The organism is Runella sp., assembly GCF_965279615.1.
Taxonomy (GTDB): Bacteria; Bacteroidota; Bacteroidia; order Cytophagales; family Spirosomataceae; genus Runella.
Map to the genome: position 1 here is coordinate 1,802,033 of NZ_OZ257252.1, position 12,172 is coordinate 1,814,204.

The following is a 12,172-nucleotide window of genomic DNA, read 5'->3' on the forward strand; positions in this document are numbered from 1 at the left end:
TTCTATAATTTGCTCGGTAATGCCGCAATTTTTGCACCGAATAAGTATATTTTTTTATTAATTCTTAACCTGACAATCCAATATGACAAAAAAGCTACTTTAATCATGTTGCTCATAAACGAGCGTGCCCTCTGCTCACAAGGGATATTTTCTACCCGGCGTCGGTGACATCGAAAGGCAGCCGGCGGTTCCGGACAACCTTTTTCGAAATGTTTCTGTAGTAACGTCTTACGTAACCACTATGCTTGGTTTCACCACTATCAGTACCGATAAGTTGGTTTTGCAGGGTCGAAAACACGTCGGTCTTCCAAATTGTGGCTGATTTTACGTTAGCGTAACCATGTACGGCAAAATGGCAGAGGCGCTTCCAAACAATCGGAACAGCCCTTTTATACGAATCCGGAAAGTTGAAATCCAGTTATCCAATTCTTTCATTTTTCACTTAAATCTCTTTTAATCAATGGAAAAAAAATTACTCATGCTTATTGTCATTCTGGCAATGATAAGCGCGCCTGTTTTTGCGCAAACAATAACAGGTAAGGTCACCACAAAGGCCGAAGGGCAGCCCCTCCCCGGGGTGTCGGTGGTGGTAAAAGGCACCGGAACAGGTACGACAACGGATGGTAATGGGAAATTCAGTCTTGCAGCATCCTCGCAAAGCATCCTTGTTTTCTCTTATATTGGCTTCAAAAGTCAGGAAGTAGCGGTTGGCAGTCGCTCAGTAATAGACCTGCTCATGGAAGAAGATGCGTCTCAATTGCAGGAAGTAGTTGTTACAGCACTTGGAATTGGTAAAGAGCAGCGTGGGTTGGGATATGCCACCTCAACGATCAAAAGTGACGCGCTTGTAAAAGTGGCCTCTCCCAACATTGCCAATGCACTGTATGGTAAAGCCCCGGGCGTAATGATCAATGCTACTCCGGGTGGAGCAACCAGTGGGGTAAGTATAAGCATCCGTGGGTTTAGCTCTATCACCGGTAATACTCAGCCGCTTATCATTTTGGACGGTATCCCCATCCGTAACGGTGAAGCCAGAAATACCGATTACTGGGGCGACCAACGCATCCGTGGTAATGGATTGTTGGACATAAACCCTGCTGATGTTGAGAATATTTCAGTACTCAAAGGAGCTTCAGCAGCGGCATTGTATGGTTCTGAAGCGGTAAACGGTGTTTTGTTGATAACTACGAAGAGCGGAAAAGGTAAAAAAGGGTTAGGCGTTGACTTCAACGCAAGCTACAATGTAGATAAAATCGCTTATTTACCTCGTTACCAAAACGTCAGAGGCCCCGGCTACCCATTGAACTATAATAATGGGGGGCAGGATGCGGCCGGTTTTATTTATTACGACACCAATGGTGATGGCGTGAAAGAAACGCGCGGGTTGCTTGGTGCCAGTGTAAACTTTGGTCCAAAATTTGACGGCCAGCCTGTTATGTCATGGGATGGTGTGATTAGACCTTATTCACCATCCAACAATAGCTATGGCGATCTTTTTCAAAATACGTCCAGCTCCAACATCAACTTAGCCGTTTCCAAAGTTTCGGACAATTCGAATGTTCGGTTCTCTTTTACCCGTCAGGACAACGGAATGATCAGCTACGGTGCTAAAAACAGCAAAAACATTGCTAACCTTAACGCCAGCTTTAGCCCCCACAAGAAGCTGAAAACGGATCTGATGGTGAATTTCGTCAACCAGTATACGCATAATCGCCCTTTTAAAGTGGATCGTATGATCAACAACTTTACAGGGATGATGGATCGTTTTGAATCAGCAGACTGGTACAATGCCAAATACCAAACCAGCCTTGGGTATAAGTTTGTAAACGGTGCGGGTACGCAAAGCTTAACGCCCAACGAAAACATCAGATACAACGGCTTCAAAGGAGATATTGCTGATTATGTATGGAATGTACGTAAAAATACCTCTGACGAATACAGCAATCGTATCATTGCCAGCATTACTCAAAACTGGGATATCGTCAGTGGCCTAAATCTGAGAGGTCGTATTGCGACCGACTTTACCTCGGAACGTATCGAAAACAAAGGTTATAGCGCAACACCTTTAGCATTTGGCTACAGTGGTAGCTTTTCCATGAGCAACAATTTGTACAACAGTGTTTACGGTGATTTGCTTTTGACCTATTCCAAAAAAATCACGGACGACATAAACGTTTCAGTAATGGGCGGATATACAGCCAAACGTGAGTTGAATACAACTTTAAATCGTGAGACTAATGGCGGATTGAGTACAGAAAATTTCTTTGACCTTTCTGCATCAGTAAACACTGCCAATGGTAAACAAACCCGTGATCGTTATATCAGAGATGCTTATTTGGGAACGGTTAACTTCGATTATAAGAACATCGTCTTTGTTGAAGGAACCCTGCGCAGAGACCGTACCTCTACGTTGGCTCCGGGAAATAACGCATTTGTCTATCCATCAGTTAACGCAAGTTTTGTATTCTCTGATGCCTTCCGTTTGCCTTCGTTCTTTAGCTTTGGTAAACTCCGTGCTTCTTACGGTGTTGTGGGTAACTATCCGGGTATTTATCTTGCTAACGTAGCCTACAACCAAGGTACCCTTAATATTCAACAATCAGGAGGCAGCTCTGTATTATATACCAATACAAGTGCAAATCCCTATGGTAATGACCTGATTCGTCCGGAGCAAAAGCATGAATTGGAATTTGGAGTTAACGCCAAATTTTTCAATAATCGTTTAGGATTGGATATTTCCTATTACAATGCACAGATCGTAGATCAAATACTTCCGTTGTCTATTGCTTCAACTACGGGCGCCCGTTCCATTCTTGCCAATATCGGTACGTTGAGGAATCAAGGATTGGAAATTGGGATCAATGCGAATCCGATCAGAGGAAAGTCTGCTTCTGATCTGAACTGGGACATCACGTTGAATCTTGCCAAGAATGTAAACAAAGTTGAAAAACTGGCCAACAATTCTACCGAGCTTTTACACGCCGATTACGATGGAAACGCGGCTCAACTAAGATCGGTTGTGGGCCAAGCCATGGGTGACATTTATGCCCACGGAATCCTGCAAAAAGATGGCAAAAATGTGGTAGGTCCGAGTGGTTTATATCAACTTGACCCGAACTGGAAAAAAGTAGGTAACGCCATGCCGAAAGTGGTGGGTGGTTTTATTAACAGTTTTAACTACAGAAACTTCAATCTTGAAGCAGTGGTTGACTTCAGAATCGGTGGAAGCATTATGCCAACCGGTATCAACTGGATGACTTCCAGAGGTTTAACAGAACAAAGCTTGGGTAGCATGGATGCTGAACACGGTGGATTAAGCTACTATGTCGACAAGAATGGAAAAGGAGTTGCCACTACCGGAACCTCAGGGCCTGAAGGCCAACCTGTATACCATGACGGTATGCTGATGGACGGTGTCCTGGCAACCGGAGAAGCAAATACCAACATCATTTCACAGGCCGTTTATTATAACAGCACCTATAACTGGGGCGGGCCTCAGTACAGCAGTTCTCGTTATGAGTTGTATGTAACAGAAAATACGTATGCCAAAATGAGAGAGCTTTCATTCGGCTATACGTTGCCTTCGTCTATTGCCTCCAAAATTGGCGCTCAAAGCCTGACAGTATCTGTATTTGGTCGTAACCTGTTCTTCTTCTACCGCACCATCAAAGATTTGGATGCAGAGCAAACCAATGCCGGTACCCGTTGGACAGACAACGTGAACAATGCAGGAAACAACCCATCGTTCCGCACAACAGGTGTTATGTTAAGAGCCAGTTTCTAATTTTAAATGAACAAGAAAATGAACAAAATATCATCTATATTACTAGCAGGAGTTCTTTTATTTGCGATGTCCTGTAAAGAATCCGAATTTATTGAGGCGTATCCTGATCCATCCAAGCTTGCATCGACGACCATTGAAAAGCAATTCACGGGTATGTTGCAATCAAACAAAGATTATGTTCTTCCGGGTTATCGTCTATACTTTGTTACGCTCCGTACAAGTATCAATCACTACGTACAAACAACCGGTTGGGTAAACGGCGAAGGGCAATACGTTCCCGGCTCATCCGGTGTGGAAGACGTTTGGTTCAATTATTACGGTACGTTGGCTCAGTATCGTGAATTACAAAAAGTATACGCACAAAGACCGGCTGATGAGCAAAAGGAAAAGAAAATCTTCATGCTTGCGGCTACGGTCTATTTGTACGACTATACCCAAAAGCTGATCGACCTTCACGGCGCTATTCCTTTCAGTGAAGCAGGTTTGTTAAGCGCAAACGGAGGAGATTACGCCAATTCATTGCCAAAATTTGATGCTCCGCAGGAACTTTATACCAAGATGCTGGATGATCTAAAAAGCATTTCTACAGAGTTGAACGGAATCACGTTAAGTGCAGGCTATCAAAAATCATTCACGGTTCAGGACTTTGTGAACTATGGGGATATTACAGCCTGGAAACGTTATACCAATTCGCTTCGTTTGCGCATGCTGAACCGGGTTTCTGATGTAGAAAGCCTGAAAGCCCGTTCCAATTCGGAAATAGCCGAGATATTGAATGCGCCCACTACGTATCCTATCGTAGAAACAAACGCCCAAAATATTCAGGTGAATGTGTATGACCTCAATTCGCCGATTAACTCCAAAGGGTTTAAAGACGCACTTGAGTCGGGAACTACCTGGTACATCAACTTCGCAGGTAAGAAGATGATCGACCACATGAAAACCAATGCAGACCCCCGTTTGCCGATCATTTTCCAACCCGGAAACAATGCCAAAGGAGAATACATCGGCATTGATCCTATGGCTAATACAAGTGTTCAAACGGCCTTGGCGAATGAAGGAATGGCGGCCGTTTACAACCGCGTGACGTTTAGCGGCAACAACTACTTCCCGGGCGTGTTGATCAATGCTGCCGAGGTAAATTTGATCAAAGCGGAATATTATTTGAGAACCGGCAACGATGCGAAGGCTCAAACAGCTTACGAAACTGCGATTGACCAATCCGTTAATTTTTACAACAAGATTTTGTCATTGAGCAATAACATTGTGGGTGAGAAAAATATTCCGGTAGCGGCAACGGCTGCGCAAATCTCCGCTTACATTGCCAAAGACGGTGTAAACTGGACCAAGGCAGGAACCGCAGCTAATAAGTTGGCGTTGATAGCCGATCAGAAATGGCTTCACTATAACATCACTCAGTCGTTTGAAAACTGGGCTGACGTGAGAAGACTTGACATGCCTAAGTTTAGCTTTGTGGCGGATAATTCAAACAATCAAACGTTGCCTCCCTACCGTTGGACAATCCCGGGCAATGAAATCACATACAACCCTAATTATTCGACGATCAAAGACCAGGATAAGCTTACTAACAAGATTTTTTGGGATGTCAAGTAACCTACGAATAAAAACAAAATGTTAGAATTGAACTTTGGTAAGTAGTTAAAAATCCGAGATAGTTTTATCTCGGATTTTTTTTTCTTTGTAAATAAAACTAATACTATGGCGTCCATCAAAATCGGTTTAATTGCTGTGCTTTTCCTATGTGAGCCGGTCCGGATTTGCAATCGTGCGGCGAACCGTCCTGACCCTAACTGCAACGAATTTTTGATCCGAACTGATTCAAAACAAACTTATCCGCTCGCCTTTACAAATTATGCGATAGACTCAACAACATCAGGAAAGCGATTAGCCTTAAAGTATTGCCAAAGCTGCCACCTTTTTCCTGAGCCTGGTTTATTGGACAAAAAAACGTGGGTCGGCAGTGTGCTGCCCAATATGGGCTTACGCTTGGGAATAAAGCAAGCCGGCAAAAATCCTTATGATGGCCTGACTTCGAGAGAGGATGAAAAAATACTTCATCAGTTGGGTACATATCCCGAAACGGCCCTTCTTTCCGTAGCCGAATGGGAAAGCATTGTCAACTATTACGAAAGCGAAGCCCCCACCGAGCCGCTCCCTCAAAAAGCGCATCCACCCATCGCCGATCAACTCCCTCAGTTTAAGGCAACACCGATAAAAATCAGCGACAAACCTGTTCCTAAAACAACGCTGGTAAAATTTGACCCTGCTTCTTCTCAATTATATGTGGGCAATGACCCCAATGAACTATATGTCGTAGATTCGGCATTCCAATTGAAAACGTTGTGGAATCTCGACAGTCCGCCGACGGATATATACTTTCCCAAAAATGCCAAACCTCGATTGCTCACGATCGGGACGTTCAGCCCTTCCGATCAAAAGCTAGGAAAAATCATTTCGTTGGACACTTCCACTACCGAAACGAGTGTTTACTTTGATTCCCTGCCAAGGCCCGTTCAGTTTGTCGCCGCTGACCTTACATTGGACGGCAAAGAAGATTTAGTGATCTGTGGGTTTGGAAATAATGCAGGAAAACTGTTTTGGTATGACGGCTTTTCTTCTGCTAAAGAACACATACTGAAAGCATTGCCGGGTGCAAGACGAGTAGAAGTCAGGGATTTCAACAATGACAAAAAGCCTGATTTAATGGTGTTGATGGCGCAGGCTCACGAAGAAGTTTCTATTTTTTATAATCAGGGAAACGGGAATTTTAAGGAAAAAACAGTGCTGAAATTCCAACCCTCCTATGGTGTCAGTTATTTTGAATTGGTAGATTTTAACAAAGATGGGTTTCAGGATATTCTGCTCACCAACGGTGATAATTGGGATTATTCCGCTATTCAGAAAAATTACCACGGCATCCGTATCTACCTCAATGATGGCCGGGATAATTTCAAGGAAGCTTGGTTTTATCCGCTTTACGGAACAAGCAAAGCCATGGCGCGCGATTTTGACAACGACGGAGATATAGACATTGCCGCGATTTCTTTTTATTCCGATCTGGAAAAACCCGAGCAGGGATTTGTCTATCTATCCAATAAAGGAACCCTAACCTTCGAGGCATTTTCCACGCCGGAAGCCGCCTCCGGGAAATGGCTAACAATGGAAGTAGCTGACCTCGACCACGATGGCGATGTAGATATTGTACTTGGCTCCTATTTCCATACAGTAGGCGAACTGACTACCTTAATGTTTAAAGGAATTACCTCTTTTCCGCAATTATTGGTGCTTACCAATCGGCAGAAATAAAATAGAAGTTGCATGCAGGAATTGTAATAAGCGCGACCAATCCTTCTCTTTTCACCTCTCTTTCAATCAATTAGCTTCCAATAATTGACCTTAAAAAAAGATTTTTGATTTTTTTTAACTTATTTTACAATTATATAACTGTAAAATAAGTTATACAACTAAAAAAAACGTTTTCATGGAATTATTAACAAAAGCGGAAGAAAAAATCATGCAAATCCTCTGGGATTTGAAAAGAGGAGTAGTGAGGGATATAATCGAAAAAATGCCCGACCCCAAGCCTCCATACAATACAGTTTCATCCTTGATTCGAATACTGGAAAAAAAAGAATTTGTAGGGTATAAGGCATACGGGAAAACGCACGAGTATTTTCCCAAGATTTCAAAAATGGCCTATCGAAAGTTTACTTTTTCCAATTTTCTGGCTAATTATTTTGAGGGCTCTCCTGAGAATGTGCTATCATTTATGGTAAAAGAAAAAAAACTTAACCAAGATGAAATTCAGAAGATTTTAGAAATGCTGAATAAAGACCCCGACAATAAAAATCCTCCTACCAATGATTAATAGCTTCTTTATTTATTTGGCAGAATCGACGATTTGTCTGCTCTTATTTACACTCATTTTCCGATTGCTCTTGAGTAAAATTACTTATTTTCAATGGAACCGATGCTACCTGTTAAGCAGCGTATCTTTAGCACTTATCATTCCGCTAATTTCTCCGTCAATTTGGTTTTATGGCAATCAACCTGAGATAATCAAGGTATTCCATTGGAATCTCAGCCCTGCTGTCTGGCAAACAAAAAATCAGTTTTTATCATCAAGTCAACTTTCTGAAAAAACGCAGGATTCAAACCAATTGATTTTTCTATTTACTGCGATTTATCTCTCGGGATTCATATATAAGCTGTGGTTTTTTCTAAAAAATTTACGAATTATTATGAGCCTTATTCATCAAAGTGAAAAAACGCAGGAGGAGTCCTGTTATTCCGTTTACATCCAAACTGCACTACCTACTTTTTCATTCATGCGTTACATTTTCCTAGAGGATGAAATGCGTCAATTAAAACAGGAGGAATTGCTGCAAGTGATTCATCATGAACAGGTTCATGTGCGACAAAAACATACCATTGATTTACTTTTATTTGAAGTTGTCAGCATTGTTTTCTGGTTTAATCCTACAATAAACTACCTCAAAAAGTCCCTCAAGTTGATCCATGAATATTTAGTGGATGCAGATATTATAAGATATCATGACTTAAAAGAATACAGCCATTTACTTCTCAAATTAGCCCTTCGACAAAATAATCTCCCCATGGCAAACGGTATCTCAAACAATCAACTTTTAAACCGAATCATGATGCTCACTCAACCTAAATCCGGCCAAATTCAGAAACTGCGTTTTTTAATGGCAATTCCCGCTTTGTCACTTACTATAGTTTCATGCTCTTTCTTAGGAGATAAAAATAATAATTTACCGACTGTAGCTGAAAAAATTGAAACAAAACATACAGTTACTGATAAGAAGTTACCTGTTCGAAAAATTACCTGGATTGGAAATACGCTTTATACTGACACTGAATTAGATCAAGCTTTAAGCCTCAAAAAAGGAAACATATACAACGAAAAAGACATTCGTAATCGTATTGATGATTTTAGTCCGGGCAGCGTCTCTAATTTATATATGGATAAAGGATATTTATTCTTCGTTTCAAGCCTCAAATCAAAAACAATAAATAATGAATTAGATATTGAAATTACGATTGCTGAAGGTGAAAAAGTGCTGATCAACGATATTATTTTAATGGGGAACAAGAAAATTTCGAAAGAGGACGTTATAAAACAAATTGCTATTCACAAAGGAGAATTTTTTAATCGCACCAAATTGATAAATTCAATGAGTGCATTGGCTAAAAGTGGCTATTTTGATCCTGAGAAAATCAATATTACTCCTTTACCGACACAAACTCCTAAAGGTTGGATAGTGGATATTCAATTTGTTGTTGAAGAAAAATAAACCTAAACCGTCTCATGAAAATCTCTTTCCGCTTTGCGCTCTTCGTGAGCACTTTAGTGCTGTGTTTAAATACTGTTCCGCTTTTTGCTTCTACCCAAATCACCATAAAAGCCATTGGCGGCAATGCCGAAAGTATAAAAGTAAAAGTTGCCGATCCGGTTCGGAGTGGGACTACACTATTGTCAGAAGCAAAATTAGACGCTTCCGGTGCTGCCAAATTGAATTTTAATCTTACGCAAGCTCAGTTTGTTGGAGTCAATATCGGAGCGAAGTATTGCCGACTGTATCTGTCTCCTAACGAGGATCTAAACATTTTAGTGGATTTAACTAAGCCTGATGCTATACCACAATTTCAGGGAGTTGGGGCAGCAAATGCTCTCTATTTGGCTCACTCCGATCAAGCCTTTCTAAATACATTGATGCCCGACGGTAAGCGTTTAGACGATACAGATATTCAATTGTATCTCAGTCAGTTAGATAAACTCCAAAGTTCGCTCTCCGAAATACACACTATTTATAAAGGATCATTATCAAAGGAGTTAAGTACTTTGTTTGAAAACGACAGTAAGATGTATTTACTATATCTCAGACAAAACAGAATACGTAATGAGCGCAAAAGCATTTCATCTGATCTGCAAAAAATCAAAGATTACATTCCCTTTGATGTCGCTCTTCTGAATGCAAACCCTGAACCCTATGGAGCCTTATTACACTACCATTTTTTGGATAAGCTGGCAATTACCGCCAAAGAAATTAAAGAGCGGAATAGCTCTCAGGATCTTTTCAAAACGGCAATAGAAAAAATCAAAGAAGATAGTTATCCAAAGGAATTTAAAGAATTATTGATCGCAAAAACGATTGCATATAGTTTACAAAACGGGCCAACTTCAATCACGGAATCGCTTTATCATGAATTCAAACAGCAATACAGTGCTTCTCCTTATTTTCCGTCCGTTGAAAGTCGATATAATCAATGGTTGCCTTTAGCCAAAGGAAAAACTGCTCCTGAAATAGCCGGTTTGACCTCTGATAACAAAATGCTGTCTACAAATGAGTTTAAAGGAAAAGTAATTTATGTTGATGTGTGGGCTACTTGGTGCGGGCCATGCCGGGCCGAATTTCCCAAAGCGAAGGAGTTGCAAAAACAATTTGAAGGCAATGACAAAGTGGTATTTCTGAATGTATCTATTGATGAAGACATCCAGCAATGGAAAAAACTTCTTTCTGACCAAAGAACACCAAAAGGGTATCATATTAATCAACCTAATTCCAAGATTCCCGAATCAATTTATCAATCATACAAGATCAGCGGCATTCCACGGTATATTCTGATTGATCAGGAAGGAAAAATTGTCAATGTCGATGCTACTCGTCCCTCTTCCGGGAAAGCGGCGGATGAAATAGAGGCGTTATTAAGCAAATAACGCTTCTATTTAACTCACTTGCTAAAAGCAAATAGTGAGTTTGTAGTGCAAAAACAATAAAACCTAAACCGTCACATGAAAATCTCTTCTCGCTTTGCGCTCTTCGTGAGCACTTTAGTGCTGTGTTTAAATACTGTTCCACTTTTTGCTTCTACTCAAATCACCATAAAAGCCATTGGCAGCAATGCGGAAAAGGTATATATAATATCCTCCGGAATGATCTCAGGACGTGATACTTTGGCAAAAACCAACCTCAATGCGGTCGGAAATGCGGAATTTACATTACGGCTTACCACTCCCGTTTTTGCATTTATCCGAATAGGCAAAAAATCTGAAAAGGTTTATCTTCAGCCTAATACAAACACAGAAATTAACGTAGATCTGAAAAAAGAGCATCGTATTTTTGTTTATCGAGGCAAAACTGCTGAAGTCAACAATTATCTGGCGCAATCTTCACAAATTGTCACCGATCATTTAATCATCAACGGGAAATATATTAATGAGTTTGAACCGGAGGAATTTGCTGTCAGGTTAGATAGTATGGATAAAGCATTAGCCTATTTTCACCGTAAGTATATGGCAAAAACTTCTCTTTCCGGAGAAATGCAGGATTTTCTAAGAATCAGCGCCCGTATGTATCCTCTTTCTCTGAAGCAAAATTATAGTACAGCACGTTTTTATACCCCGACAGAAAAAGTTGCGGTGCCGCCGGCATTGCAAAAAGTTTTTGGAGAAGTCCCCTTCAATGATGCTCTTTTATTAGCCAAAGATGAGGCTTACGCCACTGTTTTATTGTATTACCTGACAGATATTACCTATCAAATATACTACAATATCTTACCGGAAGAACGCAAAAACAGTATCATACTACTTCCCAAATTGAAAGATGCCGCAATCAAAAAAGGAACTTACTCACCTGCCGTTAAAGAATTTTTATTAGCTCAAAACGTCTATGAAGCTTTTGATTACGGTATTAACGAGGTCGCTACCTCTTTGTACAACGAATTTATGACCGGTTATCCTTCTTCTTTTTACTTGTCAAGTATTGATAAAAGATACCGGAAATGGTTAACCCTGTCAAAAGGTACACTTGCACCTAACTTTGTTGGCATAACACCCGATGGCCAAAAGCTGTCGTTGAATGATTTAAAAGGGAAAGTAGTTTACACCGATATTTGGGCGACTTGGTGCGGGCCTTGCCGGGAGGAATTGCCAAAGTCAAAAGAAATTCAAAAGCAGTTTTCGCAAAACGATAAAGTAGTGTTTCTATACGTTTCGATAGATACCGATACTGAAAGTTGGAAAAAGTTTTTAAAATCAGACCCTGCTTTTGTGGGGACTCATATTAATATTTCAAATTCTGACCAAGTCAGTAACTTATACAAAACCTATCAAATGGTCGGCGTGCCGACATATCTGCTTATTGATCAAGAAGGCAAAATCAGTGCCGCACCTGCCCCCCGCCCCTCTTCCGGAAAAGTAGAAAATGAAATAAAGGCGTTGTTGAAATAAGCTTATTTTCTCCCAATCAAAAAAATAATTTGGTATTTTAATCTGTTTTTCATCAAGAAAATCAATTAAAAGTGGCTATTTTGATATAAAAACTCACGTTCTGTTTTTGTCTC

The 12,172-nt window shown here is 40.7% G+C and carries 7 protein-coding genes; all 7 read left to right on the forward strand.

What is annotated here, in order from left to right:
* Positions 1–460 precede the first annotated feature (460 nt).
* The gene (locus tag ACQY73_RS08070) at positions 461–3,784 is read left to right on the forward strand and encodes a SusC/RagA family TonB-linked outer membrane protein (protein WP_428663944.1); all 3,324 of its coding nucleotides are present in this window, start codon (positions 461–463) and stop codon (positions 3,782–3,784) included.
* 18 nt (positions 3,785–3,802) lie between these two features.
* The gene (locus ACQY73_RS08075) at positions 3,803–5,398 is read left to right on the forward strand and encodes a SusD/RagB family nutrient-binding outer membrane lipoprotein (RefSeq protein ID WP_428663947.1); all 1,596 of its coding nucleotides are present in this window, start codon (positions 3,803–3,805) and stop codon (positions 5,396–5,398) included.
* A gap of 105 nt (positions 5,399–5,503) precedes the next feature.
* Positions 5,504–7,111 (forward strand): FG-GAP repeat domain-containing protein, encoded by a 1,608-nt coding sequence (locus ACQY73_RS08080; RefSeq protein ID WP_428663949.1) that lies wholly within the window; start codon positions 5,504–5,506, stop codon positions 7,109–7,111.
* A gap of 175 nt (positions 7,112–7,286) precedes the next feature.
* Positions 7,287–7,673: a BlaI/MecI/CopY family transcriptional regulator gene (locus tag ACQY73_RS08085; protein ID WP_428663952.1), complete on the forward strand. Its 387-nt coding sequence runs from the start codon at positions 7,287–7,289 to the stop codon at positions 7,671–7,673.
* Positions 7,666–9,123 (forward strand): POTRA domain-containing protein, encoded by a 1,458-nt coding sequence (locus ACQY73_RS08090; protein WP_428663955.1) that lies wholly within the window; start codon positions 7,666–7,668, stop codon positions 9,121–9,123. The genes ACQY73_RS08085 and ACQY73_RS08090 overlap by 8 nt, the downstream gene beginning before the upstream one ends.
* Before the next feature lie 14 nt (positions 9,124–9,137).
* Positions 9,138–10,547, forward strand: a complete 1,410-nt coding sequence (locus tag ACQY73_RS08095) for a TlpA family protein disulfide reductase (RefSeq protein WP_428663957.1) — start codon at positions 9,138–9,140, stop codon at positions 10,545–10,547.
* 75 nt (positions 10,548–10,622) lie between these two features.
* Complete coding sequence (locus ACQY73_RS08100) at positions 10,623–12,059, forward strand: TlpA family protein disulfide reductase (RefSeq protein WP_428663959.1); 1,437 nt, start codon at positions 10,623–10,625, stop codon at positions 12,057–12,059.
* Positions 12,060–12,172 lie beyond the last annotated feature (113 nt).

Bases quoted from the DNA above. Each gene is read 5' to 3' on its own strand.
- ACQY73_RS08070 (WP_428663944.1), top strand. From the start codon at position 461: ATGGAAAAAAAATTACTCATGCTTATTGTCATTCTGGCAATGATAAGC.
- ACQY73_RS08075 (WP_428663947.1), top strand. From the start codon at position 3,803: ATGAACAAAATATCATCTATATTACTAGCAGGAGTTCTTTTATTTGCG.
- ACQY73_RS08080 (WP_428663949.1), top strand. From the start codon at position 5,504: ATGGCGTCCATCAAAATCGGTTTAATTGCTGTGCTTTTCCTATGTGAG.
- ACQY73_RS08085 (WP_428663952.1), top strand. From the start codon at position 7,287: ATGGAATTATTAACAAAAGCGGAAGAAAAAATCATGCAAATCCTCTGG.
- ACQY73_RS08090 (WP_428663955.1), top strand. From the start codon at position 7,666: ATGATTAATAGCTTCTTTATTTATTTGGCAGAATCGACGATTTGTCTG.
- ACQY73_RS08095 (WP_428663957.1), top strand. From the start codon at position 9,138: ATGAAAATCTCTTTCCGCTTTGCGCTCTTCGTGAGCACTTTAGTGCTG.
- ACQY73_RS08100 (WP_428663959.1), top strand. From the start codon at position 10,623: ATGAAAATCTCTTCTCGCTTTGCGCTCTTCGTGAGCACTTTAGTGCTG.